This window comes from Fluviicoccus sp. (genome assembly GCF_030646115.1).
GTDB lineage: Bacteria > Pseudomonadota > Gammaproteobacteria > Pseudomonadales > Moraxellaceae > Fluviicoccus.
In genome coordinates this window covers 391,284-415,788 of record NZ_JAUSMX010000009.1, presented here as the reverse complement: position 1 = coordinate 415,788, position 24,505 = coordinate 391,284, and the positions used below count along the sequence as shown (strand labels likewise).

22 protein-coding genes and 1 tRNA gene are annotated in these 24,505 nt (G+C 53.1%); 13 read left to right on the top strand and 10 right to left on the bottom strand.

Translation table 11 applies throughout. The features are described 5' to 3' along the window. Positions 1-31: 31 nt before the first annotated feature. From gcvPB to gcvT, 4 genes are all read right to left on the bottom strand, one after another. The gene (gcvPB, locus tag Q7T36_RS07675; RefSeq protein ID WP_304846067.1) at positions 32-1,492 is read right to left on the bottom strand and encodes an aminomethyl-transferring glycine dehydrogenase subunit GcvPB; all 1,461 of its coding nucleotides are present in this window, start codon (positions 1,490-1,492) and stop codon (positions 32-34) included. Positions 1,493-1,496: 4 nt separating this feature from the next. Then, positions 1,497-2,864 (bottom strand): aminomethyl-transferring glycine dehydrogenase subunit GcvPA, encoded by a 1,368-nt coding sequence (gene gcvPA, locus Q7T36_RS07670; RefSeq protein WP_304846064.1) that lies wholly within the window; start codon positions 2,862-2,864, stop codon positions 1,497-1,499. Positions 2,865-3,029: 165 nt separating this feature from the next. Beyond that, positions 3,030-3,419, bottom strand: coding sequence for a glycine cleavage system protein GcvH (gcvH, locus tag Q7T36_RS07665; protein ID WP_304846061.1), 390 nt, complete (start codon positions 3,417-3,419; stop codon positions 3,030-3,032). A 54-nt stretch (positions 3,420-3,473) separates the two neighbouring features. Further along, on the bottom strand, positions 3,474-4,562 hold the full coding sequence (gene gcvT / locus Q7T36_RS07660; protein WP_304846059.1) for a glycine cleavage system aminomethyltransferase GcvT: 1,089 nt from the start codon (positions 4,560-4,562) through the stop codon (positions 3,474-3,476). 83 nt (positions 4,563-4,645) lie between these two features. Here gcvT and crcB point away from each other — a divergent pair, with 83 nt between their 5' ends. The 4 genes from crcB to Q7T36_RS07640 all read left to right on the top strand — a co-directional run bounded on the left by crcB (position 4,646) and on the right by Q7T36_RS07640 (position 8,444). Next, complete coding sequence (gene crcB / locus Q7T36_RS07655) at positions 4,646-5,023, top strand: fluoride efflux transporter CrcB (RefSeq protein ID WP_304846056.1); 378 nt, start codon at positions 4,646-4,648, stop codon at positions 5,021-5,023. Positions 5,024-5,216: 193 nt separating this feature from the next. After that, positions 5,217-6,062 (top strand): SDR family oxidoreductase, encoded by an 846-nt coding sequence (locus Q7T36_RS07650; RefSeq protein WP_304846053.1) that lies wholly within the window; start codon positions 5,217-5,219, stop codon positions 6,060-6,062. A 141-nt stretch (positions 6,063-6,203) separates the two neighbouring features. Further along, positions 6,204-8,231, top strand: a complete 2,028-nt coding sequence (rep, locus tag Q7T36_RS07645; protein WP_304846049.1) for a DNA helicase Rep — start codon at positions 6,204-6,206, stop codon at positions 8,229-8,231. Positions 8,232-8,243: 12 nt separating this feature from the next. Beyond that, positions 8,244-8,444 carry a DUF2788 domain-containing protein gene (locus Q7T36_RS07640; protein WP_304846046.1) on the top strand — a complete coding sequence of 67 codons (201 nt, stop codon included), beginning with the start codon at positions 8,244-8,246 and terminating at the stop codon, positions 8,442-8,444. 57 nt (positions 8,445-8,501) lie between these two features. On the opposite strand, the gene Q7T36_RS07635 is transcribed toward Q7T36_RS07640, so the two are convergent. Beyond that, positions 8,502-8,915: a cytochrome c5 family protein gene (locus Q7T36_RS07635; RefSeq protein ID WP_304846043.1), complete on the bottom strand. Its 414-nt coding sequence runs from the start codon at positions 8,913-8,915 to the stop codon at positions 8,502-8,504. Between the two features lie 143 nt (positions 8,916-9,058). Between Q7T36_RS07635 and Q7T36_RS07630 the strand changes: the two genes are divergently transcribed. After that, positions 9,059-9,135, top strand: a tRNA-Arg gene (locus tag Q7T36_RS07630). A 782-nt stretch (positions 9,136-9,917) separates the two neighbouring features. Here the strand turns inward: Q7T36_RS07630 and Q7T36_RS07625 are convergent. After that, complete coding sequence (locus Q7T36_RS07625; protein WP_304846040.1) at positions 9,918-10,190, bottom strand: helix-turn-helix transcriptional regulator; 273 nt, start codon at positions 10,188-10,190, stop codon at positions 9,918-9,920. A 156-nt stretch (positions 10,191-10,346) separates the two neighbouring features. Between Q7T36_RS07625 and Q7T36_RS07620 the strand changes: the two genes are divergently transcribed. The 7 genes from Q7T36_RS07620 to Q7T36_RS07590 all read left to right on the top strand — a co-directional run bounded on the left by Q7T36_RS07620 (position 10,347) and on the right by Q7T36_RS07590 (position 15,099). Then, the gene (locus Q7T36_RS07620; RefSeq protein ID WP_304846037.1) at positions 10,347-10,709 is read left to right on the top strand and encodes a hypothetical protein; all 363 of its coding nucleotides are present in this window, start codon (positions 10,347-10,349) and stop codon (positions 10,707-10,709) included. Between the two features lie 9 nt (positions 10,710-10,718). Further along, positions 10,719-10,970: a hypothetical protein gene (locus tag Q7T36_RS07615; RefSeq protein WP_304846034.1), complete on the top strand. Its 252-nt coding sequence runs from the start codon at positions 10,719-10,721 to the stop codon at positions 10,968-10,970. A gap of 84 nt (positions 10,971-11,054) precedes the next feature. Next, on the top strand, positions 11,055-12,014 hold the full coding sequence (locus Q7T36_RS07610) for a DUF932 domain-containing protein (RefSeq protein WP_304846031.1): 960 nt from the start codon (positions 11,055-11,057) through the stop codon (positions 12,012-12,014). A 74-nt stretch (positions 12,015-12,088) separates the two neighbouring features. Further along, on the top strand, positions 12,089-12,484 hold the full coding sequence (locus Q7T36_RS07605) for a hypothetical protein (RefSeq protein ID WP_304846028.1): 396 nt from the start codon (positions 12,089-12,091) through the stop codon (positions 12,482-12,484). A gap of 73 nt (positions 12,485-12,557) precedes the next feature. Then, on the top strand, positions 12,558-13,001 hold the full coding sequence (locus tag Q7T36_RS07600) for a hypothetical protein (RefSeq protein ID WP_304846026.1): 444 nt from the start codon (positions 12,558-12,560) through the stop codon (positions 12,999-13,001). 94 nt (positions 13,002-13,095) lie between these two features. Next, complete coding sequence (locus tag Q7T36_RS07595) at positions 13,096-14,097, top strand: YqaJ viral recombinase family protein (RefSeq protein WP_304846023.1); 1,002 nt, start codon at positions 13,096-13,098, stop codon at positions 14,095-14,097. Between the two features lie 78 nt (positions 14,098-14,175). Further along, entirely contained in the window at positions 14,176-15,099 is a 924-nt protein-coding gene (locus Q7T36_RS07590) for a hydrolase or metal-binding protein (RefSeq protein WP_304846020.1), read from the top strand. Positions 15,100-15,364: 265 nt separating this feature from the next. Here the strand turns inward: Q7T36_RS07590 and Q7T36_RS07585 are convergent, their stop codons facing one another. The 4 genes from Q7T36_RS07585 to Q7T36_RS07570 all read right to left on the bottom strand — a co-directional run bounded on the left by Q7T36_RS07585 (position 15,365) and on the right by Q7T36_RS07570 (position 19,390). Continuing rightward, a complete protein-coding gene (locus tag Q7T36_RS07585; RefSeq protein ID WP_304846017.1) occupies positions 15,365-16,222 on the bottom strand; it encodes an HNH endonuclease in 858 nt (285 codons plus the stop codon). Further along, complete coding sequence (locus Q7T36_RS07580) at positions 16,200-17,783, bottom strand: AAA family ATPase (RefSeq protein ID WP_304846014.1); 1,584 nt, start codon at positions 17,781-17,783, stop codon at positions 16,200-16,202. Before Q7T36_RS07580 ends, Q7T36_RS07585 begins: the two co-directional genes overlap by 23 nt. Positions 17,784-17,876: 93 nt before the next feature. Then, the gene (locus Q7T36_RS07575) at positions 17,877-18,785 is read right to left on the bottom strand and encodes a Kiwa anti-phage protein KwaB-like domain-containing protein (RefSeq protein WP_304846011.1); all 909 of its coding nucleotides are present in this window, start codon (positions 18,783-18,785) and stop codon (positions 17,877-17,879) included. A 20-nt stretch (positions 18,786-18,805) separates the two neighbouring features. Next, positions 18,806-19,390, bottom strand: coding sequence for a hypothetical protein (locus tag Q7T36_RS07570; RefSeq protein ID WP_304846008.1), 585 nt, complete (start codon positions 19,388-19,390; stop codon positions 18,806-18,808). 156 nt (positions 19,391-19,546) lie between these two features. Here Q7T36_RS07570 and Q7T36_RS07565 point away from each other — a divergent pair, with 156 nt between their 5' ends. Further along, positions 19,547-24,481 carry a type ISP restriction/modification enzyme gene (locus Q7T36_RS07565; protein WP_304846005.1) on the top strand — a complete coding sequence of 1,645 codons (4,935 nt, stop codon included), beginning with the start codon at positions 19,547-19,549 and terminating at the stop codon, positions 24,479-24,481. Positions 24,482-24,505: the final 24 nt, after the last annotated feature.

Here is a 24,505-nt window from a genome sequence, read left to right as displayed (position 1 = left end):
GCGCCCTTGCCTTGGGTAAAACCGTTGACGCTTAGCCGTTGACCGGACGATACACCAGATCCAGCTCGCGTGCGGCGCGGACATCATCCAAACGACGCACCGGCATGGTGTGCGGCGCGCCCTTGACCAGTTCCGGCTCGGTGCGGGCTTCTTCCAGAATCTTTACCAGCGCGGCGATGAAACCGTCCAGCTCGTCCGGCGCCTCAGTTTCGGTCGGCTCGATCAAGAAGCACTCCGGCACCAGCAGCGGGAAGTATGTGGTCGGGGCATGGTAGCCATAGTCCAGCAGGCGCTTGGCGATGTCCATTGCCGACACGCCCAGGGTCTTGGCCTCCTTGGCAAAGGTGATGATGAACTCGTGCGAACCGCGACGCTCCGGGTAAGCCAACTGAAAACCGGCAGCTTCGAGGCGTTTCATCATGTAATTGGCATTCAGTGTCGAATATTCACCGACACGGTGAAGGCCTTCACGACCCAGCACCAGCGCGTAGAAATAGGCGCGCAGCAGCACCCCGGCATTGCCCATGAAGGCATGCAGGTGGCCGATGCTTTGCGGGAGGTCGTTGTGATCCAGCCAACGGAACCGGCCGTCCTCTTCCTTGCCGACAATCGGGGTCGGCAGGAACGGCAGCAGGCGCTCGCCGACACCGACCGGACCCGCACCCGGACCGCCGCCGCCGTGCGGGGTGGCGAAGGTCTTGTGCAGGTTCATGTGCAACACATCGAAGCCCATGTCGCCGGGACGAACCTTGCCGAGAATGGCGTTCAGGTTGGCCCCGTCGTAGTACAACAGACCGCCCGCGTCGTGGACAATCAGGGCGATCTGGTCGATCTGCTGGTCAAAAACGCCGCAGGTTGAGGGGTTGGTCATCATCAGACCCGCGGTTTGTGGACCGACGGCGGCTTTCAGCGCCTCCAGATCGACGTCGCCGTTGGCCATCACCGGGATTTCACGAACGGTGTAGCCGCACATCACCGCCGTAGCGGGATTGGTGCCGTGGGCGGTAGAGGGGATCAGCATTTCGGTGCGGGCCAGATCGTTTCGCGACAGGTGGTAAGCACGAATCATCGCCACCCCGGCGAACTCGCCCTGAGCACCGGCGGCGGGCGTCAGCGACACGCCCTTCATGCCGGTCACTTCCTTCAGCACTTCCTGCAGGTCGTACATGCACGCCAGAAAGCCTTGCGAGTGCGACGCCGGTGCCAGCGGATGGCGGCCGAGGAAGCCGGGCATCATCGCCGCCTTATGCGCGCCGCGCGGGTTGTATTTCATGGTGCAGGAACCCAGCGGATAGAACTGGGTGTCGATGCTGAAGTTCTTGCGCGACAGGTTGGTGTAGTGACGCACCACCTGCATTTCGGAGGCTTGCGGCAGCAGCGCAGGCTGTTTGCGGCGCAGGTTGGCGGGCAGAGCCACAGCTTCCTGACGGATCATGGGGGCCTGGGCGGTGGCGCGGCGACCGGGTTCGGAACGTTCAAAAATCAGGGTCATGGTCTTACTCCGCACGGGCCAGGGCTGTTTCGAGAACCTGCACGTACTTCTGCAGGTCAGCGGCGTTCTTGGTTTCGGTGGCGCACACCAGCAGGGCGTTGCCCAGCTCCGGGTAGTACGGCGACAGGTCCAGACCGCCCAGCACGCCCAGATCGGCCATCGCCGCCAGTACACCGGCGGCGGGCTTGGGCAGGGTCAGCACGCTTTCATGGAAGGTCGCCCCGGTGAAGGGACGGCCGACACCGGCCACGCCGGTCGCGTGCTGCGCCAGCGCCTGCAGGTTGTTGTGGCTGGCCAGCGCCACGCGCTCGATACCTTCGGAGCCCATCAGGCTGAGATAGATGGTGGCGGCGGTCATCGCCAGACCCTGGTTGGTGCAGATGTTCGAGGTCGCCTTGGCGCGACGGATGTGCTGCTCGCGAGCCTGCAGCGTCAGCACGAAACCGGGCTTGCCTTCCAGATCAACGGTACGGCCGATGATGCGTCCCGGCATCTGGCGCACATGCTCCTGCTTGCAGCAGAGGAAACCAACATACGGACCGCCTGACGACAGCGGAATACCGAAGGGTTGGCCTTCACCGACCACGATATCCGCACCGTTCTCGCCCCATTCACCCGGCGGGGTCAGGATGGACAACGCCATCGGGTTGACCACGGCAATGGTCAGCACCTTGTTGGCTTCCGCCCAGCGCGTCAGCGCGTCCACATCTTCCAGCACACCAAAGAAGTTGGGGAAGGGAATAACCAGTGCGGTGAAGTCCTGGCCTTCATAGGCTTGCAGGCTGGCGGGGTCGATCTTGCCTTCCTTGCTGTCATAGTCCAGCTCGACCAACTCAATGCCCTGCATCTCGACAATGGCCTTCACCGCTTCACGATACAGCGGCGACACGGTGCGCGGCATCAGGATGCGACGACTCTTCGACTTGCGGTGGGCGCGGACCGCCATCAGCGCCGCCTCGGCCAGACCGGATGCACCGTCATAGACCGAAGCGTTGCTGACGTCCATGCCGGTCAGGTGCGCCATCATGCTCTGGAATTCGTAGATCACCTGCAAGGTGCCCTGCGAGGCTTCCGCCTGATACGGCGTGTAGGCGGTCATGAACTCACCGCGCCCCACCACTTCCCAGACGGCGGCGGGAATATGGTGCTCATACGCGCCAGCGCCCAGGAAGCACAGCGCCCCGGCGTCCTGGTTGCTGCGATCCGTCATCCGTCGCAGCGCATCCATTTCGCTCAGGCCATCAGGAATGGCGTTCAGGGGCTGGCAGCGCAGGTGGGCCGGAATCTCGTCAAAGAGGTCATCCAGTCGACTGGCGCCGATGGACTGGAGCATGGCGCTCACATCGGCATCGGTATGGGGAATGAAGGGCATGGACAGGCTCGTATAAGCTGGGGGAATCTGAAATCCCCTCCCCCCGTGTGGGGAAGGGTTAGGGAGAGGGATACAGCGGGGGCTCAAACATGCGGCATGTTCAAGCGGCTTTCCGCACCCCTCTCCCCGGCCCTCTCCCACATGGGGAGAGGGGGTTAAAGCGAATTAATGCTCAGCGGCTACCTGGGCATCGTACTCGTCACCGGACATCATGTTATCCAGTTCGGAAACGTCGGAGATACGGATCTTGTAGATCCAGCCTTCGTTATAGGGATCGGTATTGATGATTTCCGGGGTATCGCCCAGTGCGTCATTCACAGCGATAACTTCGCCCGACACCGGCGCATAGATGTCGGAAGCGGCCTTGACGGACTCGACCACACCGGCTTCATCACCCGCAGAAACGGTATCGCCGACTTCCGGCAATTCCACGTACACCAGATCACCCAAGGCTTCCTGGGCATGGTCGGTAATACCGACGGTCACGACATCGCCGTCCAGACGGGCCCACTCGTGGCTGCTGGCGTACTTCAATTCACTGGGAGTATTGCTCATGATTTTCTCGCTTGAATTCGGACGCACTGGCCGGTGCGCCCCGATAATGAAAACTTAAACCAGCGCCTTGCCGTTACGGACAAAGGGCGGTTTGACGACGATAGCAGCCAGCTTCCTGCCGCGAATTTCCACCTGCACCTGCGTAAAATCACCGGCAGGCACACGGGCCAGCGCGATCGACTTATCCAGGGTTGGCGAGAAGGTTCCGGAGGTGGTGACGCCCTCCCCGACTCCTTCCACAATGACTTTCTGTTCGGCGCGCAACACACCCTTGTCTTGCAAAATCAGGCCAACGAGTTGTTGGCAGACACCGGCGTTCTTCTCGGCCAGAATGGGTTCCTTGCCGATGAAATCGTGACCCCAGGCAATGGTCCACGCCATGTTGGCCACCAGAGGCGACACGTTGTCGTCCATCTCATGACCGTAAAGGTTCATCCCGGCTTCCAGACGCAAGGTATCACGAGCACCCAGCCCGCAAGCGACCACCCCGGCGGCCAGCAGTTGCTGCCAGAACCCGGCGATTTCCGCCTCGGGCACCAGCATCTCCACACCTGCTTCCCCTGTATAGCCGGTGCGGGCGATGAACCAGTCGTTGCGGAATTCCTTGCCCTGGAAAACCTTGAGCCCGGCAATCAACGCGTCGGCTTCAGCACCCAGCACCTGACCAACGATTGCTATGGCCTTGGGACCTTGCACCGCAATCATGGCCAGATCGGTGCGCTCGGCAATGGACACGCGGAAGCTGGCGGCCTGAGCCTGCATCCAGGCCAGGTCCTTGTCATGGGTGCCGCAGTTGACGATGACGCGCCACAGGTCCGGGCTGGCCTCGGTCGGGGCGTAGACAATCAGGTCATCAATCACCCCGCCTTGCGGGTTTAGCATGGCGGAATAGAGCGCCTTGCCGGGCAAGTTCAGACGGGCGACATCATTGGCCAGCAGCTTTTGCAGGTAGGCTTTGGCATCGGGGCCGGTGACATCGACAAAGGTCATGTGCGAAACATCGAACATGCCGGCCTCGCGGCGCACGGCGTGATGTTCGGTCAGCACCGAGGTGTATTGAACAGGCATGTCCCAGCCGCCAAAATCCACCATGCGGGCGTTCAGGGCCAAATGTTCGTGATAAAGTGCGGTCTTGAGTCCCATAACGCCTCCGGAAATGCGGCCTGCATTTTACATGCTCAGGCCAATCCAGACTACCGGCAGGCGATGAACAAACAGGGTTTTCCATGTTTTATCAACTGATTGCCATTGGCAGCGGTGCAGCACTGGGGGCCATATGCCGTTGGCAGCTGGGTCTGTGGCTGAATGCACTGACGCCATCTGTTCCTCTGGGAACGCTGGCGGCCAACCTGATTGGCGGTTATTTGATTGGGGTGGCGGTGGCGGTGTTCGCGTTGCTGACTGATTTGTCGCCGGTTTGGCGTCTCTTGGTTATCACCGGTTTTCTGGGTGGATTGACGACGTTTTCAACTTTTTCGGCGGAAGTGGTCAGTTTGCTGCAGGCTGAACGCTTCGGCGCAATGGCTTTGGCGATCGGGCTTCATGTCGGCGGGTCGCTGATGATGACTGTATTGGGTATGGCTACGGTCAGCGCCTTGAAGTAGGTCGGTCTTCAGCCCGACAATACTCTCCTATCAAATATCGAAGGCTGTTGTCGGGTTGAAACCCGACCTACAGGGCATGGCCTGAAACGACCACTCCTTCGTCCTTTAATGACCCTTGCCATCCCGCGCCATTAGCGATAAGTTGGACGATAGTCCAAACCCCTCATAACCATAAATATCCGAGGATATTCCCATGCGTTCACTCGAAGGCAAAGTCGTCGTCATCACCGGTGCCGGTTCCGGCATTGGCCGCGCCCTGGCCCTGCAACTGGCCGCTCAAGGTTCGCAACTCGCCCTGTGCGATGTCAGCGCCGACAATCTGCAAAAGACCGTTGAAATCGCCGGTGCGCATGGCGTCAAGGTTTATAGCGCCACCGTCGATGTCTCCGACCGCAAAGCCGTGCAAACCTTTGCCGATAATGTTGAACGTGTTCTGGGCAAGGCCCATGTCATTATCAACAATGCCGGCGTTGCGCTGGCGCAAACCGTTGACCACATGAAGCGCAGCGATTTCGAGTGGGTGATGAACATCAACTTCTACGGCGTCGTCAACGGCACCGAGGCCTTCCTGCCGCATCTCAAGGCGCAGAAAGACGGCCATATCGTCAATATTTCCAGCATCTTCGGCATCATTGGCGTGCCCAGCCAGTCAGCCTACAACTCCAGCAAATTTGCCGTTAAAGGCTTTACCGAAGCCCTGCGTCAGGAACTGAAGGTCAGCCACCCGTACATCCACGTCACGTGCGTGCATCCGGGCGGCATCAAGACCAACATCGTGCGTAACGGCCGCATTGAAGAAGACATGAACGGCAAACAGGTCAGCCTGGGCAAGATGGCGGCCGACTTCGACAAGATGGCCGGAACTACGGCCGAAGAAGCCGCCCGCCAGATCGTCCGCGCCGTCGAGAAGAACACCAAGCGGTTGTTGATTGGCCCGGACGCCAAGGTCCTGGACCTGATGCAGCGCGTACTTCCCAATCACTACGACTCAGTAATGAGCGTCGGCACCAAGCTTCTCGAACGTTTGGGCAAGCGCTGAGATTTCCGGGGCGAACGGATTCGCCCCACTTCCCTTCCTAACAACCCGTCACCCGCGTCCCATTGGCCAATTGTTTCCCCTCCCCCTTCGCCGTACAATCGCCTCCTTCCTGAAACACCCCCTATTTCCTGCCGGTACCCCATGAGCAATCTCAATCCACGCCAACTCGAAGCAATGAAATACATTGACGGCCCGCTGCTGGTGTTGGCGGGCGCCGGCTCGGGCAAGACGTCCGTGATTACGCGCAAGATTGCCTATCTGATTGAGGAATGCGGGATCAAACCGCACCGGATCTTTGCGGTGACCTTCACCAATAAGGCGGCGCGGGAAATGAAAGAACGGGTCGGCAAGCTGCTGCACGGCAAGGCGGCGCAAGGCATCAGCGTCTCCACCTTCCACACGCTCGGCCTGACCATGATCCGGCACGAATTGGAAGCTGCCGGACTCAAGAACAATTTTTCGATCCTGGATGCTGACGACGCTCAACGCCTGCTGGCCGATTTACTGCACAAGGAAAACAGCCCGGCCGCCGAACGCAAGGAAGCGCTGAAATTCATCAGCAAGAAGATTTCTGACTGGAAAAACGACCTGATCCAGCCTGTTCAGGCGGTCAGCGTGGCGACCACCAATGAAGAACTGATTGCCGCCCAAATCTATGAAGGCTACCAACGACATCTGCGCGCCTATAACGCCGTCGATTTTGACGACTTGATCTCCATTCCCACGCGCTTGTTGCAGGAAAACCAGGTCATCCGCGAAAAATGGCAGGAGCGCGTGCATTACCTGCTGGTGGACGAATATCAGGACACCAACACCGCCCAGTATCTGTTGGTGAAACTGCTGGTCGGCACCCGCGCCCGCTTTACCGCCGTGGGCGACGACGACCAGAGTATCTACGCCTGGCGTGGCGCCAAGCCCGAAAACATGATCCAGCTGACACATGACTACCCGAATCTGAAGGTGGTAAAGCTAGAACAGAATTACCGTTCCATGGCGCGCATCCTGACCGCCGCCAACTCGGTGATCGGCAATAACCCGCACGTCTTCGAGAAAAAACTCTGGAGTCAGCACGGGTTGGGTGACCGCATCCGCATCATCACCTGCCCCACCGACCGTGACGAAGCCGAACGCGTTGCCAACGACCTGATTCACCACAAGTTGATTAACAGCCGCACATGGAAGGACTACGCCATTCTTTATCGCGGCAACTTCCAGGCCAAGGCGATTGAAACCCAGCTCCGTGAACTGCAGATCCCCTACAAGATTTCCGGCGGCACGTCCTTCTATTCACGGGCGGAAATCAAGGACGTGATGTCGTACATGCGGTTGATCATCAACCCGTCTGACGACAGCGCCTTCCTGCGCATCATCAACACCCCGAAGCGCGCCATTGGCCCCGCCACGCTGGAAAAGCTGGCCAGCTACGCCCAGCAGCGCGGAGTTTCGCTGCTGACCGCGTGCCAAGAGTTCGGGCTGGCAGAAGCCTTGGGCCAGAAGAAGGCATTGGTGACATTGCAGGAGTTTGCACAATGGCTGGAACACCATACCCGTGAGATTCTGGAGTCCACCGAGCCAGTACCGCTGATCCGCAGGCTGCTCAATGACATTGATTTTGAAGACTACATCCGCGAGCAAGCCCCCACACCGCAAGGGGCCGAGGCGCGGCTGGAAAACATCAACTTCCTGCTGAACTCCATTCAGGGCATGATCAACAAGGCCGAAACTGAAGACGACAAGAATATTGAAGCCATTATTCGCAAGCTGGTCTTGATTGACCTGCTGGACCAGCAGGCCGAGGAAGATGACAGTGACCGCGTGCAGTTGTTGACGCTGCATGCCTCCAAGGGGCTGGAATACCCTCATGTCTATATCATTGGTCTGGAAGAGGACCTGTTGCCGCACCGCAACAGTATTGATGCCGACACTGTAGAGGAAGAGCGCCGCTTGATGTATGTCGGCATCACCCGCGCCAAGCAAACCCTGACCCTGACCCTCGCTGAACGCCGGAAATCGGGCGGTGATTTCCGTTCCACCATGCCCAGCCGCTTCCTGGACGAGTTGCCACACGAAGAAATAGAGTGGATTGGCAAAACCAGCACCCGTTCGCCTCAGGAAAAACAGCGTATCGGAGCCGCCCACCTTGCCAACCTGAGAGCCCTGCTCAAGTAACCGGAGACCGTCATGACTGATGAGATGCTGACCCAATTGGGGATGAACCTGTTGGTTCCGGGATTTATCCTGTTCCTGCTGTTTATTATCTGGGACCTGGCCAAGAAGTCGAATGCCGGCAAATTGGGTACTTTTGCCTTGTTTATCGCCCTCGGGGTTGGTTTTTTGGGCTATATGATCAAGATTGTGTTGCAGTTTGTCATCGAGAAATAAATTGCTGAAGCTTAAATAAAAGAACCCGCCGAGGCGGGTTCTTTTATTACAAGAAGCTTACTTGGCCATGTAATCCACGGCACTCTTGATTTCGTCATCCGAGCAGGCAGCGCACCCGCCTCGGGCGGGCATCGAACGGATACCGTTCAAGGCGTGCTGGTAAAGGGTTGGCTTACCTTGTCCAAGCCGTGGAGCCCAATCGGATGAGCCCATCTTGGGCGCGCCCATGACTCCGGCGCCATGGCAACCGGCGCAGACGGCGGTATAGACTTGTTCGCCAGAGCGGGGAGCACCGCCCGGCACAGGAGCAGCCGCAGCGGCAACCGGTACTTTCACGGAGCAAGGCTTGCCCTGTACACATACATCACCGACCAACTTGATGCGGCCGATGACATCACCTTCATCTTGGGCCGCCATGACCGGCGACACAAATCCCAGACCCAATAAAGCAAGCAGAGCAAATTTCTTCACGGAACGCCTCGACGGAGCAGGTTGATTCTTCATGGCGAAGGAGTATAACCGCAAATGCGATGAGGACAAAGCTGAACGTCCATTAACTGGGAAAAGGCATAGACTACAGCAGGCTGTACGGGTATGATTGCGCCCCTGCACATGCGCCCGTAGCTCAGCTGGATAGAGTACTGCCCTCCGAAGGCAGGGGTCGTGGGTTCGAATCCCGCCGGGCGCGCCATATTTATCAATGACTTACGAACATCAATGGATGCGTAAGTCACTCTAAAATCCGTTTCGACCCCTCACACGACCCCTCAAAAAACAAGCATTCGCACTGGACACTGCTGGACTGCATTGGACTAATTTCACTGCCACATAACGCTCTTGCTTCATTTCTAAGCACAAAAGTACTTTCATTCCTATTTCCTTACTTGCCTGCTTTAACTCCTAATAAAGACACAATCCCATAACGAAATGTTATAACGTTTCGAATATAGTGGACAGTTTTGACTGCGACAGGGTCTATATGGACATAAGGTTGAATCACAGGCGTTGAGCAACCCGATCCCAATTTCTTTCAGATACATATCACCTACCAGAGACGCTCAACTCAAATCCCTGCCCCGTCTCATTACCTTTTAGTTATCAGCCTTCCCTCTGCATATCCCTGATGCAGAGGGAAGGCACTATGCCCTATTCAGGAGTAATCCCATGACATTGAATTGTCCCAACTGTCAGAGCCTGCAAGTCACCGTTCACAATCGCGGACGAAAGGCAGGTAGCACACTCGGTACTTTTGCCGGAGCTGCCCGTGGAGTAAGCATTGGAATGTCCGCAGGACCTGTCGGTGCGTTGGTTGGTGGTATAGCTGGAGCGCTGTTTGGTGGTCTAGTCGGAGGGGCCGCAGGCGGTGCGACTGGAAGTAAGCTGGGCGAATTTGTGGATGATCACATCCTTGATAATTTCCAGTGCCTTCGTTGCGGGTATTGCTTCAGCGAACCGTCAAGTCGTTAACCTGATTCAACTATCGTTACTCTGGCAAGCTTCTAAGCCTTGTCGAGCTGTCAAGACCAAGGCCAATCCATCCGCCGGATCAATCACCAAGGCTTCGCAGTACCTCACGAACTCAACTACATCCAGTCGACGATCACCGTCCTCTACCCGTTGTACGTAGTTATGTGCCTTGCCTAATTTTGCGGCGAGATCACGCATGGACCAGCCATGGTTTTCACGTGCGGTGCGTAACCACGCCCGCAAGGCAATCATTTCTTCGGAGTGGATGCTGTCGGTCATGACGCCTGTTTAAGGCAAATTGACCCATGTACTCAAAATGAGTACATTTAGACAGCCCATACAGATTCAATAACACGGCTCTAATGCGATACCGATTGCTGATTGGTATCGCACTTCTTTGTCTGCCACATTTCCACTACCTCAAGGAGCTACATCATGGAAAATGAAAACAAGGAGCCCCAGGGCTCAGATACCCAAGAGTCAGCGACCGGGCCCATCAATGTCTGGCCAATCGCTTCGTTCGGCTTCGCCGTCTTCATACACATCTTCAACAACGCCCACATGATTACCAGCGCGAGCTTCCTGGCTAAGTGCTTCTCGATCATCGTCGCAACAGTTCTGGGAACTATTGGAGCCGCCATCGGTGATGCGGTACGTAAGTTTGCAATGCCAGATGGCATTCTTACATCGGGTGGGATGGGCTCCCTGATCTGGAACAAACTGTTCTGGATGTTTGGCCCGCAAGTCATCGGCATGGTGCTGGGAGTGTTGATTGGTGCTGTTCTGGTTCTGAAGTAGGAGAATTTGATGAAACGCATTTTCGTTGTGATTGCGGTACTGACTTCGCTGACAGCTTGTTCTAAAGACCCTTATGCGCCCTATGAACAGGCCTTCATGCAGGGATGTTCCCAAGGTGGTAACAGCAGTCAATGTGAATGTACCTTCGGCAAGATCAAGGAACGCTTTACCCCTGAGGAGTTGGAACGATTCAATGATCCTCGGCACATGTCTCAGGAGTTCATGGAAGCCAATATGCGAGCGGCGATGGATTGTCGCTGACTCGGAAGACAGCGTACCCCTTATTAATCATTACCACACAAAGGAAGGCTTCGGCCTTCCTTTTTTCATTTCAGGAGATTCATCATGGCTCATCAAGTCGAATCCATGGCTTATGTCGGCGAAACCCCATGGCACGGCCTCGGCAATCAACTCTCTCCCCACCAGCCTATCGAGGTCTGGGCACGCCAGGCCGGGATGGACTGGAACATCAAGGAAGCCTCCGTCCGCTACTTCACCGAATGCGGCGGCAACCTGGGAGCAATCATGTCCTTCCCGGATAACAAGGTGCTGTTCCGGTCCGATAACCACGAACCTCTGTCGGTGGTTAGCCAGCGTTATCAGGTGGTGCAACCTCGCGAGATTCTGGAGTTCTATCGTGACCTGACTGCGATATCAGGTTTCGAGCTGGAAACTGCCGGGGTGCTCAAGGGCGGACGCAAGTTCTGGGCGTTGGCGCGGACCGGCAAGGACGGCATCATCAAAGGCGATGACCAGATCAACGGCTACGTGCTGCTGGCTACCGCCTGCGACGGCACACTGGCGACCACGGCGCAGATGACCAGTATCCGTGTCGTATGCAACAACACCCTGACAGTAGCGCTGAACGGTGCAACCAATGCAGTCAAGGTACCCCACTCCACCCGCTTTGATCCGGAAGCTGTCAAGAAGCAACTGGGCATCTCCGTATCCGCTTGGGACCAGTTCATGTACAGCCTGAAGACGCTCAGCGACCGCAAGGTGAAGAACGTGGAGGCGCAGAACTATTTTTGGAACGTCTTCGCACAGGAAAACGGCAAACCCGGTGCGGCAACCAACGAGCGGGCTATGTCGAAGGCCATGGAACTGTTCGAGGGTCACGGCATGGGGGCCAGTCTGGAGTCTTCGCGAGGCACGGCCTTTGGTTTGCTGAATGCAGTGACTCAGTTCGTGGACCATGAGCGCCGGGCACGCAGCACCGATTACCGTCTGGATTCCGCCTGGTTCGGCCAAGGAGCGACGATCAAGCAACGGGCCTTGGATAAGGCGCTGGAAATGGTTGCCTGATTCGCTCCCATCCTTCTCTCCCCTGTAGCCCGACACGTTCATCCGTGCCGGGCTTCTTTTTTGGAGCTACGGCAATGGCACAAACCAACGAAGCTGGACCACGCTTGCTGCAGCCGCCTGCCCGCGTGGCGGCGGTCTGGGGTGCAGTCCTGCATCAGGGCATGATGATTCCGGAGCGCGATACCTCTCGGGCCGGGACTATCCTCGACCTCTGGGGTTGTGGGTGCATCGAGTTGATGCAGTCCATGACCCGCCACTTCCCCCGATTGTGGAATCAGTTCGACGAGGAACATCGCAAGGCCATCAAAGCCTCACCGGGCGATGACGAGTTCATGGTGCTGTTTAGTCTGGGGCAATTCATCGGGGACAGCCTGCTCAGGAATGACGGTGTGCCGCCAAGTCCGGCGCTCATTCGCCTGGTCATGATGGAGATGGTGAGCCGCCATTTCCCCTGCCGTACATCGGCTTGATCCCCCCTCTTCATTTCTATCACTCAAGCCCACAGCACTTGCGCCGTGGGCATTTTGTTTTGGGAGATTCATCATGGTCTGCATCGCATCCACTCCGGTATCGGGTCAATCGATGCCGGTCAACGTCGCCGCTGTCTGGGGCGGCTTTCTGTACGAAGGGTTGTTGGCTCCGGCCAGGGATCATGAGCGCGTCAGTTTGATCTTGGATAGCTGGGGCTGCGGATGTCTGGAACTGGTGATGGCAGTCTGTGATTACCTGCCCGCTCTCTGGTCGCAGATTGCCGAGGTCTGGCACTGGCGCGAGGTCGATTTCCCCGGTGTCTTTGAATACGAGGTCATATCGGCTTTCGGCGCGTGGCTGGGGGATTGGCTGTTGGAGCACGATGGCCAGCTGCCCGAGCGGGATACCGCCACCGAGGCCGTCGCCCGCCTGATCGCCCGCTTCCTGCATCCGGATTTGCGTGAAATCTGGCGCGGTTCGTTGGACCGGGCAATGCCTGTCACTTCCCCCCACTGAGTCGGGCAACGCCGACGCCTACCTGTCACTTCTTTCCCAAACCGCCCGTCCGAGCCTAGCGCCGGACGGGCTTTTTAATGTCTGGAGACAAGCCATGAGCAACACCGCTATCGCGGTTCGTCCGCACCATCAGGCCTTACGCCTGGTCAATACCAAAGCCCTGAGCCGGGAATCCTGGCTCAACGTCCGCAAGCAAGGTATTGGCAGCAGCGATGCCGCCGCCGCTGTCGGCCTCAATCCTTATCAATCGCAGTTGGAACTGTGGATGATCAAAACTGGTCGTGATGCTGAGATTCCGAAGCCCGATCCCTTCGATGAATCCTCCCCGATGTATTGGGGCAGCCTACTGGAGCCGATCGTCGCCCAGCACTATACCAAGCATACCGGGCGCAAGGTCCGGCGCATCAACGCCGTGCTGCAACACCCGGACCAGGACAAGGCCTGGATGCTGGCCAATCTGGACTACACCATCGTCGGGGTCGATGAGGTACAGATTCTGGAATGCAAGACCGCCGGGGAGTTCGGGGCGCGCCTGTGGCGGGACGGGGTGCCGGAGTACATCCAACTACAGGTGCAGCATCAACTGGCTGTCACCGGCAAGCAGGCGGCGGATGTTTGTGTGCTGGTCTGCGGGCAGGAAATCCGCATTCACCGGATCGAGCGCGATGATGTGCTGATTGCCAAGCTGGTGGAACTGGAGCGGCAATTCTGGCGCTACGTCGAATCGGATACTCCGCCCCCGGCAGATGGCTCCGACTCAGCGGGCAAGGCCTTGCGCTACCTCTATCCTCAGGATGCCGGAAACACTTTGGATCTGTCCGAGGATATTCACTTGTCTGTCGCCTTCGCCGATCTGGTCAAAGTGCGACAGGAACTGGCCGACAACACCCAGACTGAAGAAACCTTGAAGCAGCGCATCCAGCAACGCATGGGGGATGCCAGCCGGGCAATCTTTGCCACCGGCAGTGTGTCGTGGAAAAGGAGCAAGGACAGCACCGGGTTGGATACCACCACCTTGCTGAAGGAACAGCCTGAACTGCTGACCCGTTATTCCCTGACTCGGCCCGGCAGCCGCCGCTTCATCATCAACAACTGACCCCTGCCTCAACAGCATAACGCCCGCCCCGGCTGCACCGGGCGCGGGCTTCTTTTTATTCGTTTCGAGGAAACTGCCATGATTAAAGGTTTAGCCATTACGCCCCCGGTGCTGGGGCGCATCAGCATCGGCCGCGTGGTCGAGAAGAACGGCAAGCGTCTGCCGGAGAAGGACGACCAGTTCACCATCACCACCCAGGTCCAGCAGCAAGGCAACTGGATCATTCATCCCATGGATGAGGAGTACCGCAAGGATGCGCCGGGAGGCAAGCTACGTTCGATTCCGGTACGCATGTTATTCAACGATCCGGACCTGAACCTGCGGGCGGAGTATTCGATGTTCGACCGTCAGACTGGGCGACCACTGTGTGTGGGCAACGGGGAGCAGTGCCGGCGCTTTACTCAATCGGGAGTACAGACGCTGGAGTGCCCCTCCCCCCTGCTTTGTGACTATGCGGACAAGGGAATGTGCAAGCCCTATGGCCGGTTGAACATGAAGTTGGGGGATGACGATGAAATCGGTACTTTCATCTTCCGCACTACCGGCTTCAACAGTATCCGCACGCTGGCGGCGCGGTTGCGCTATTACCAGGCCATCTCCGGTGATCTATTGGCTTGTATGCCGCTGCAACTGCGCCTGCGAGGCAAGAGCACTACCCAGAGTCACCGGGCGGCAATCTTCTACGTGGATCTGACGGTGCGCGAAGGGATGACGCTGGCGCAGGCGGTGACGGCGGCGAAGGAACTGGATGATCAGCGCCGGGAGGTGGGACTGGACCAGTCGGCATTGGATTCCGCCGGGCGCATCGGGTTTGGCAATGCGGCGTTTGAGTTCAGTGAGGAGGAGATACCCGAGGTCTTGGAGGAGTTCTACCCTACTGCTGGTACAGCAAACTCTGAATCTAGTGCAGAGTCATTGCCCGATCAGACTGGAGAATCAAACCGAAACCTACGGCTCACAGATAAGCTGGATCTCAAAGTTGCTAAACTAAATAGCCATTAATTCAAAGACGAAGAGATCCGGCATCGCCGTGATCTCTTTTTTTCTTGCCCTTTCCCACATCAGCGTCAACTAGTGTCGCCCATGATTCCGCTCACTATCAGGGTGCGCAACTTGATGAGATTGGATGCTTGGCCTTCCATGGAGCGGCTTGCTTTATCGGAATCTTGAAGAAATCCAAATAACGCACTTCGACGATTGCTTAATCGCGGCCCTTCTCGTTGGGGTGAGGCCGCATGAGTTACTCAAAGCATATGGACGCAAATAGTCAACGATGAAGATGCTTATGTCCGGTTTCACAAAACCATTCCGATTCTGAAATTGCCCTATAGAGGGCAGCACTCCATGAGTTGCTGTCTGCTTTACTTCGTGTTCGCGCTTGATGTCCAAGAAAAGATTTCAGACCATCGACTCCACTTGATTCAAAAAATTCAAGAAGTGCATAACGAATACTGACCATTTCAGATGCAGCCTGCGATGCGTAAAGCTCTTGTAATCCGAATACCTCAAAGTGCCTTCTGATACGCTTGATCAGAACTTGGTCAGCGCTCGATGATTCGTGGACTTTGTACAGCACTGACGGAGGTGAAGACTCCATAACGGTTGCCTCAAGCCACACTAGGCTACTGACATCATCAAAGTATGGATGTAAGGTTTGGTCTTCAGCAGCTACTGCAAGATGATCAAGCTTTAATTTATTGCAGTCCGAACAGGCTGGAATCAAGTTTATTGGACTTACCGCCAACGCCGGATGAGAAGACTTTGGCAAATAATGATCCAGAGTTTTTACTACCCTTTGGCTACACAATGGGCAAATGTCATTTTTTGCTTCTAGCTTGATCTTGTCGTAGTAGTGCCTGCTACTAGACCCTTTTTTTGAAAGACTTCCCTCATACAGTTTAATCATCTCTAAACTAGATACGACCCCATTAACTGAAGCCTCACTTGGAATCTCAAACAAGCCTCCGGTAACTCCCAACTCCTTATAGCCCTGTTCAATATTTTCGACATATGGAATGACGCTACAAATCCGCTCAGCAAGCTCCCTGTTATGGATTCGTGAAGTGCATGACTCAATTACCTCTCTTGAGTTGAAAGCAGGCTCAGGCAAGGTCTTCATCGACATCACCTCTTCCTTGATCTCTACTAAAAACCAGTCCCATCAGGATAGCCTGCGCCTCTAGACCGAGTTGCCCTTCAAAAGCCTGGAAGCACTCATCATAACTACCTCCACGTGAGACGACCATTTTCAATAGGTTATGGAACCCCGAGTTAGTGACCTCCAAACCAAAAACCTCACGAGTAAGAATACCTACATTCTCTCCAAAAGTCTCAATCTCTGGCCTCTGAACTACGGACGTTGCCCCAGATCGACGAAGCTTCCAAACGCAACACTGTGGCACCTCCTGGAGTACAACAGGCGAATGAGTTGCAATTAGTGCAACTCCATTTCGCCTGATCAATAGACCAGACAATGCCCGAACAAAGGCGGCAAGCAGAGGGGGATGCAAATGGCCTTCCGGCTCATCCAGAATTACCAATGTGCGCTCATCAACGAGCTCTACAAGCCGCGTAATTGTCAGCAATACAATGGCATGTCCAGAACTTAAGCGTTTGAAATGACGTTGCACCTGCTCATTCCATACTTCCTCCTCGTAATCTAATAACTGTGTAACATTAGCCTCGGCGAAGAGCGGGTCAGCCTCCAACATGGAGACCGACTCTTTCCATCGCCGCCCCCGTAAACCTGTTTTGCAACGACTCAAACTCTCACTGAAATCTGAGGCCAGCATTGCTGGCGTCTTGATGTGGGCATCATCAGCTTGGCCCGTCTCAGTTCGCGCTCGCAGCCCAACCTGATTCGCCTTGAGCTCACCCTCCGCAGACCTCGGGAGGTCAAAATCATCAAAACTACTGAACGAAACGGAAACAATTCCAGAAAACGTCCATTCATCAGCATTGGAGCCCAAACGTCGAAGCTCACCGTGCATATTGTGTTGATTGTTGACCCCAAGTACTGCCCGTGAGAGATTTTGCATGCAGCGCGTCTTACCGACACCGTTGCGACCAATAACTACGTGTACATTCGTTGGTGGCACTGATTCAGGGATAACCTCAAAGTTAAGCACTGGAGGCGAATCACTGTTTTCAGGTATACTTGGAAACTCAAATTCGAACTCAAATCGAGTCAACTCAGCATTTCCATGCGCAAGCCGATGAAATCGATTTTTTACATTCCGCTCCCGAACATCTCGAAGTAGTGACTCTGACATAACCACTTGCTCATGGTTATGATCAAAAATACTCAAATCAAAAGCACAGTCTCTAAGTCCAACAAGAATCATTTCCTTGAATTCAGGATCGAGCTCATTTAAGGTTTCGTAGTAGTTTTCAGACTGACCAATAGAGAAATGTTGCTCACCAAGCGCCGCAAATGAGCGATCTAATGTAGGAGACCTGAATCCGGCAGTACGTTCCCGACTCGGCTTAAGATCAACTTCTCCAATCTTTACCGAACCCGGTTCGTGTGTGATACCCTGGGAATCCACGACATAAAGTGAAAACATCGTTCGGAATTTACTCCAATCATCCCAGTTATCTTCAACTAAATAAGCATGTGCTCTTTGCCGATTCTCTGAGTGGGGCAACCGGGTAACCACTGAAAAAGAAACCGTATTCAATTCCACTTCATCTCTCCATCAGTTTGATGGTGAATATACCAATATTGATTTTTTTGAATAGAAAGTCCCAAGGCTTCGTTATCCAAAAACCAAACAAAACTACCTTTTAGTCCGACTGGCCGCCACGTATCGCTCAGATTGATCAGGAATTAATATTGTAGTATATGCCCTACGATCAAGCACACATAAAAAATCATACTCATGCCCTGTATTTGGGGAAAATTTTCCGTCACCCACATCCAACATATCGACTTGATTGATTTCACACGCCCGAAGCAGTAAATCACGATCAATCTGGGCCAAGTCGTTTCGACTACGAATAGCGGCAAGAAGTCGTGCAGAACGTGCATGTGTCTGAGCATACGTAGTAATGTTAGAAACATCAAGGAAGTCAATTTCGTCAGCGATTGCTTGAGCATTAGCAGTAGAAGCAGCTAGAATTTGCCCATGAACACTGGTTGTGGACTCAAAGCCATTTGGACGAAGAATGTAAACCATTGTATCAGAGACCAAATAGTCAAAATCCTTATCCAGTTTAAAAACACTAGCTGTCATTAATGACAGAAGTTCGCCATTAATCCAAGCAAGCTTTGATTTAACCACTCCTTTAAATTGGCTCGCCCGCTTAAAGGCATAAATATTTCTGTTTTGATCATCAACAAATACGGCATAATAGTAGACCAACTCCGAAATTTGACTGAGCGCATTAACATCGCTTGGCAAGTTTCTTAAGGCGACCACTCCAGCAAGATCATTCAAGTAGTCAGTTTCCAGTGCAATCTTTATTTTCTCTTCTGAAGCATACTTTTCAGCCGGGTCGAAAATAGGCATATCTGCTTCAGATGCAGGTAATCCTAAGCGCCTATTCGTTTCCATGAACATAAGCTTCAATTCAGCCTGAAGCTGTGGATCTATTGGAATCTGAACATGACGCGAATTTTGGCCTCGCTCATCCTCAAAATAACCATAAAGACTTACCAGCATTACATTCTGCAAATCAAAGTTCATCTCAAGCCCCCTATCCCTGATTATTTGTAAAACAACAAAAAGTTAGTAATTCTTATTGGGTGTATATCAACACCTCTTGGTATACTTTCCTTGCTTGTAATTATAACATGCGGAACAGAAAATGCGCCTGAAGAAACATCCGGCATAACCGTAATTATCCTATAGCCTGCAATTGAAAAAAATATATTCATGTAATATAGCTCCATATGACCAAATATATAAATAACCATAAGCAAAGCACAAGTCCCGGCATACAAGTCATTCACGGTTGCAACAGATGCTTGAAATAGAGGTAACAACATTGCAAAAATATATGTGATTAATTGCTCCCTGTTATCAGTAAAATCGTCGACCCTGATTTTCTTTGTATCTCCATTTTTTACAGCAATTACAACCCTAATCAAGAAAAACAAATTTGGAACGATAGCGAGCCCCAAAAATATTGGGAAATATATTTCCCACGGAATCAAATCAACCCCTCTAATCGCCATTAAAATAAATAATGGAGCCATGCATGCCAACACAAGCATAAATTTTGTAAAGTCCACTTCCCACCTCTCAAGCCCCTCCTGCCGCGTCCAGCGTTGTGCACGAAGCAAAGGCACAATTATGAACATCTCCATGCAAGTCTAGACTATAGCCCTTTCATAAATCCTGCAATTCAAGCAGTAAACGTCAATCTGTGTCGTCCGAGAACTTCGCACTGGCCCCAGTTCTTGAGTAAGATACCCCATCACCCTCGGACAGATAGAACCCCAGCAATGACTGCTCTCCAACAACTGCTCAACACCTTCCGCCAGGCCGCCGTCACCGAACGCGAGAAAGGCACGTACTTTGAAGAGCTGATTTGCTGCTACCTCCGGAATGAAGCAACATACCGTGATCTGTACAGCGATGTATGGACCTATGCCGAATGGGCGCAGCTTCAAGGCATCAATAAGCAAGATGCTGGCATTGACCTGGTTGCAAAGACCCAAGGCACTGATGAAATTCACGCCATCCAATGCAAGTTTTTTGCTGAAGACTACAAAGTTCAAAAAGCCGACATAGACAGCTTCTTCACCGCGTCCGGGAAGAAGCCGTTTACTCACCGAATCATCGTTACGACGACCAGCAATTGGAGTTCACACGCTAACGACGCGCTTTCTGACCAGCACACTCCGGTCAGCAAGATCGACCTCCAAGACTTGGAAAACAGTCAGATTGACTGGTCGCTGTACCAACCCAAACAAGCTCCTGTTCTCAAGGCCAAAAAGTCCTTGCGAGACCATCAGAAGCAGGCCTTGGCAGCGGTTGAGGCTGGCTTGCAGACTGCGGATCGCGGCAAACTCATCATGGCCTGTGGAACCGGCAAGACATTCACAAGCCTGAAGATTGCCGAGAAGTTGGCTGGCAAAGGGAAACGGGTTTTGTTCCTGGTCCCAAGCCTGTCCCTGTTGTCTCAGACCCTGACCGAGTGGACTCAGGAGAGTGAAACTCCGCTGCATAGTTTCGCCGTTTGCTCCGATAGTGATGTTGGCAACAAGCGCAAGAAGGATGAGGATGTCGTCCAGACCTACGCCCATGAGTTGCGTTATCCGGCAACAACCGAACCCTCCCGTCTTGCCAAGGAAATGACAAAGCGTCACGACGCACATCACATGAGTGTCGTGTTTTCGACTTACCACTCGATTGATGTCATCAGCAAGGCGCAACTGGAACACCAACTGGCTGATTTTGACCTGATCATTTGCGATGAGGCCCACCGGACAACCGGGGCCACCTTCGATACCGAGGATGAAAGCAATTTCGTGAAGGTTCACGATGCTTCGTTCATCCATTCCGCCAAGCGGCTGTATATGACCGCTACCCCGCGCATCTACGGTGACATGGCGAAGGCCAGTGCCGAGAAGGACAACGTGGCGCTCTGCTCGATGGATGACGTGACGCTTTACGGTCACGAACTCTACGTGATTACCTTCTCCGAGGCGGTCAAGCGAGAGTTGCTGGTGGATTACAAAGTCATCGTCCTATCAGTGGATGAGGCCTATATCAGCAAGCGTCTGCAAAACCTGTTAAAGGATGAAGACAACCAACTCAAAGTGGATGATGCCGCCAAGATCATTGGTTGCTGGAAAGCACTTTCCAAGCAAGGCACTCAAGAAATCCTGATAGATGACACGGACCCCATGCGCCGGGCTGTCGCCTTTTGCCAGGTAATTGAACCTCAGTACAAGGGCAACACCCACAAGGTCAGTTCCAAGAACATTGCCAGCATGTTTCAGGCTGTGGTGGACGCTTATCAGGAGCAAGAAGCTCTTGAGAATCCCAACCCCACTATTGAGTCCTATCTGTTGTGCGAAGCCGAGCATGTTGATGGCGGAATGAATGCTTCCAAAAAGGAAGAAAAGCTTGCTTGGCTGAAGGAGGAGCTTCCAGAAAATACCTGCCGGATTCTCAGCAATGTGCGGTGTTTGTCCGAGGGTGTGGATGTTCCCGCCCTGGATGCCGTTTTGTTCCTAACACCTCGCAACTCCCAAGTGGATGTGGTCCAGTCCGTGGGACGGGTCATGCGCAGAGCTGAAGGCAAGAAGCGCGGCTATGTCATTCTGCCGGTTGTGATCCCGGCAGGCGTAGAGCCTCACGAGGCGTTGAATGATAACAAGACCTACAAAGTTGTTTGGCAGGTGCTGCAAGCCTTGCGTTCACACGATGATCGCTTCGATGCCATGATCAACAAGCTGGACTTGAATCTGAATGCAAAGATGCTGTCCAAGATGGAAGTCATTGCCATCACCGACAAAATCAATCCAAAGACCAAGCAAGCGACGGGCACAAAAAACAAGGACGCCGGGAAAGGCAGCTACGGTATTGGCTCCAAGCAACCCAAGCATGCGCCCGAACCCGCTCAGCATGAATTGACATTCGAGATTGGGGAGATTGAGCGGGCCATCTACGCCAAAGTGGTGCAGAAGTGCGGCAACCGGTCTCATTGGGAAGATTGGGCGAATGATATCGCCAAGATTGCCAATACGCACATTACGCGCATCCAGACCATTCTGGACAACCCGGAAAACACGTCCGAAATTGAGGCGTTCAAAGCGTTTGCGGTTGAGCTTCGTGATGATCTGAATAACGCCATTACGGATGGTGAAATCGTTGAGATGCTGGCACAACATCTGATCACTAAGCCTGTGTTTGATGCCCTCTTCCAGGATTACAGCTTTGCCAAGTTCAATCCGATGTCGATTGCCATGCAAGACATTTTGGACAAGTTGGAGGAGCATCGCCTAGCCAAGGAGGCTGATACGCTGCAAAGGTTTTATGACAGTGTGAAGATGCGAGCAGAGGGAATAGATAACGCAGCGGGCAAGCAGAAGATCGTGGTTGAGCTATACGACAAATTTTTCCGCAATGCGTTCCCCCGGTTGACCGAGCGGCTGGGTATTGTTTACACGCCGGTTGAGGTGGTGGATTTCATCATCCATAGCGTGAATGACATTCTCAAGAGTGAGTTCGGGCAGACTCTGGGTGACAAGAATGTTCACATCGTTGACCCGTTCACGGGTACTGGCACATTCATTACACGGCTTCTGCAAAGTGGTCTGATTAGTGATTCTCAACTTCCCTACAAGTACAAGAATGAGATCCATGCCAATGAGATTGTGTTGTTGGCTTACTACATTGCAGCCATCAACATTGAGGCTGTCTACCACGACATAATTCTTGATGACTACGCGCCATTCAATGGAATTTGTTTGACTGACACATTTCAAATGTATGAGAAAGAAGATCTTGTCGATCAACTTCTGGTACAAAACAGCAAGCGACGGCAGCGTCAAAAACAATTGGACATTAGAGTCATAATCGGGAACCCGCCTTATTCTGTTGGCCAAAAAAGTGAAAACGACAATAATGATAATGTAGACTACCCACACTTAGACGCACGCATTAAAATGACTTTTGCTGATCGATCAAATGCAACTTCGACAAAAAGCCTTTATGACAGCTATATCAGAGCGATTCGCTGGGCATCTGATCGAATTGGAAATAGCGGCATAATTGGATTCGTGACAAATGCGGGATTCATTGAAGCTGCCGGTGCAGATGGAATGCGCAAATCACTTTCAGAGGAGTTTTCAAGCATTTTCATTTTTCATCTTCGCGGGAATCAAAGAACATCTGGAGAGCTTTCGCGAAAAGAAGGCGGTAAAATATTTGGCGGAGGAAGCCGCGCACCAATTGCAATATCAATTCTTGTCAAAAATCCATCTGCAGCCAAACATGGGCAAATACACCTTCATGATATTGGCGACTATTTGACGCGTGAACAGAAACTAAAAAGGATTCAAGAGCTCAATTCTATATCCGGCATCACAGAAGTGAATGGTTGGACAGCCATAACTCCTGATGAGCATGGCGACTGGCTAAGGCAGCGTGATGACAGCTTCAGTAATTTTATTGCTTTAGGCGACAAAAAAAATGATCACCCCAAACTGCTGGCTAACTTTTCACAAGGAGTTCTTACCAGCCGTGATGCCTGGTGCTATAACTCATCTAAGACTGCTGTTGAGAATAATATTTGCCGTATGATCTCATTTTACAACAACGAGGTTGAACGTTTTTTCGGCACATATCCCGCCCTACCCAAAAAGGAGATGTCCAAACTTATAGACAATTTCGTTGATATTGACTCTACGAAAATTAGTTGGAGTAGCAGTCTAAAGGACAGATTATTGCGAGGGCAAAAGATTAGTTTTGATGATAATTGCCTTGTTCCAAGTGTCACCAAGCCATTCACAAATCAATGGCTCTACTTCAGTGAACATCTAAACCATCGACTGAGTCAGTTGCCTCATATCTTTCCCTCCTCTGCTTCTCACAACCTCGTCATTTGCGTTCCTGCGAGCGGAGGAACTGTTTCTTTTTGCGCATTAATAACTGACAAGGTCCCCGGCTTCAAATTTATTGGTGATGGTGGCACGCAATGCTTTCCTCTTTATCTTTACTCCTCCGCTAGCGATGCGAGCTCAAGCAAAAAATCACAAGCAAGTCTATTTGAAAGTGATACTACACCTGAACTTTCAAAGAAATACAGCTTAACCGATGAAGGGCTAGCCCACTTCAAAGAAAATTACCCTAATGAAACGATATCTCATGAGGATGTTTTTTATTATGTTTATGGTCTCTTCCACTCTAAGGACTACATATCCCTATATTCAGATAATTTAGGCAAAGAATTACCTCGCATTCCTTGCGTAAAATCTGTAGAGGACTTTTGGAAATTCAGCAAGGCAGGAAGAGCTTTGGCTGAGCTACACATCAACTTTGAGACAGTAAAACCCTACCCTGTAAATATCGATTGCGGAAAATCATCGATCGATAAACTTGATGCTGCCGACTTCAATTTAGTACAGATGAAATTCGCTAAGAAAAGTGATAAATCTGTTGTTATTTATAACAGCAAGATCACCATTAAAGATATACCAACACGGGCTTATGACTATATTGTCAATGGTAGATCTGCCTTAGATTGGATCATGGATCGTCAGACAATAACCACCAATAAGGACAGCGGAATCGTCAATGATGCTAATGACTGGGCTATCGAAACCATGGGAAATCCCCGCTACCCTCTCGATCTATTCCAACGAGTCATCACTGTCAGTTTGGAAACATTGAAAATCGTTGAATCACTACCTAAGCTCAATATCTAACGAGCACAACACCGGAGAGACAGG

What these genes read in the sequence shown, in the direction of transcription:
- gcvPB (WP_304846067.1), bottom strand. Translation starts at nt 1,492, where the DNA reads ATGACCCTGATTTTTGAACGTTCCGAACCCGGTCGCCGCGCCACCGCC.
- gcvPA (WP_304846064.1), bottom strand. Translation starts at nt 2,864, where the DNA reads ATGCCCTTCATTCCCCATACCGATGCCGATGTGAGCGCCATGCTCCAG.
- gcvH (WP_304846061.1), bottom strand. Translation starts at nt 3,419, where the DNA reads ATGAGCAATACTCCCAGTGAATTGAAGTACGCCAGCAGCCACGAGTGG.
- gcvT (WP_304846059.1), bottom strand. Translation starts at nt 4,562, where the DNA reads ATGGGACTCAAGACCGCACTTTATCACGAACATTTGGCCCTGAACGCC.
- crcB (WP_304846056.1), top strand. Translation starts at nt 4,646, where the DNA reads ATGTTTTATCAACTGATTGCCATTGGCAGCGGTGCAGCACTGGGGGCC.
- Q7T36_RS07650 (WP_304846053.1), top strand. Translation starts at nt 5,217, where the DNA reads ATGCGTTCACTCGAAGGCAAAGTCGTCGTCATCACCGGTGCCGGTTCC.
- rep (WP_304846049.1), top strand. Translation starts at nt 6,204, where the DNA reads ATGAGCAATCTCAATCCACGCCAACTCGAAGCAATGAAATACATTGAC.
- Q7T36_RS07640 (WP_304846046.1), top strand. Translation starts at nt 8,244, where the DNA reads ATGACTGATGAGATGCTGACCCAATTGGGGATGAACCTGTTGGTTCCG.
- Q7T36_RS07625 (WP_304846040.1), bottom strand. Translation starts at nt 10,190, where the DNA reads ATGACCGACAGCATCCACTCCGAAGAAATGATTGCCTTGCGGGCGTGG.
- Q7T36_RS07620 (WP_304846037.1), top strand. Translation starts at nt 10,347, where the DNA reads ATGGAAAATGAAAACAAGGAGCCCCAGGGCTCAGATACCCAAGAGTCA.
- Q7T36_RS07615 (WP_304846034.1), top strand. Translation starts at nt 10,719, where the DNA reads ATGAAACGCATTTTCGTTGTGATTGCGGTACTGACTTCGCTGACAGCT.
- Q7T36_RS07610 (WP_304846031.1), top strand. Translation starts at nt 11,055, where the DNA reads ATGGCTCATCAAGTCGAATCCATGGCTTATGTCGGCGAAACCCCATGG.
- Q7T36_RS07605 (WP_304846028.1), top strand. Translation starts at nt 12,089, where the DNA reads ATGGCACAAACCAACGAAGCTGGACCACGCTTGCTGCAGCCGCCTGCC.
- Q7T36_RS07600 (WP_304846026.1), top strand. Translation starts at nt 12,558, where the DNA reads ATGGTCTGCATCGCATCCACTCCGGTATCGGGTCAATCGATGCCGGTC.
- Q7T36_RS07595 (WP_304846023.1), top strand. Translation starts at nt 13,096, where the DNA reads ATGAGCAACACCGCTATCGCGGTTCGTCCGCACCATCAGGCCTTACGC.
- Q7T36_RS07590 (WP_304846020.1), top strand. Translation starts at nt 14,176, where the DNA reads ATGATTAAAGGTTTAGCCATTACGCCCCCGGTGCTGGGGCGCATCAGC.
- Q7T36_RS07585 (WP_304846017.1), bottom strand. Translation starts at nt 16,222, where the DNA reads ATGTCGATGAAGACCTTGCCTGAGCCTGCTTTCAACTCAAGAGAGGTA.
- Q7T36_RS07575 (WP_304846011.1), bottom strand. Translation starts at nt 18,785, where the DNA reads ATGAACTTTGATTTGCAGAATGTAATGCTGGTAAGTCTTTATGGTTAT.
- Q7T36_RS07565 (WP_304846005.1), top strand. Translation starts at nt 19,547, where the DNA reads ATGACTGCTCTCCAACAACTGCTCAACACCTTCCGCCAGGCCGCCGTC.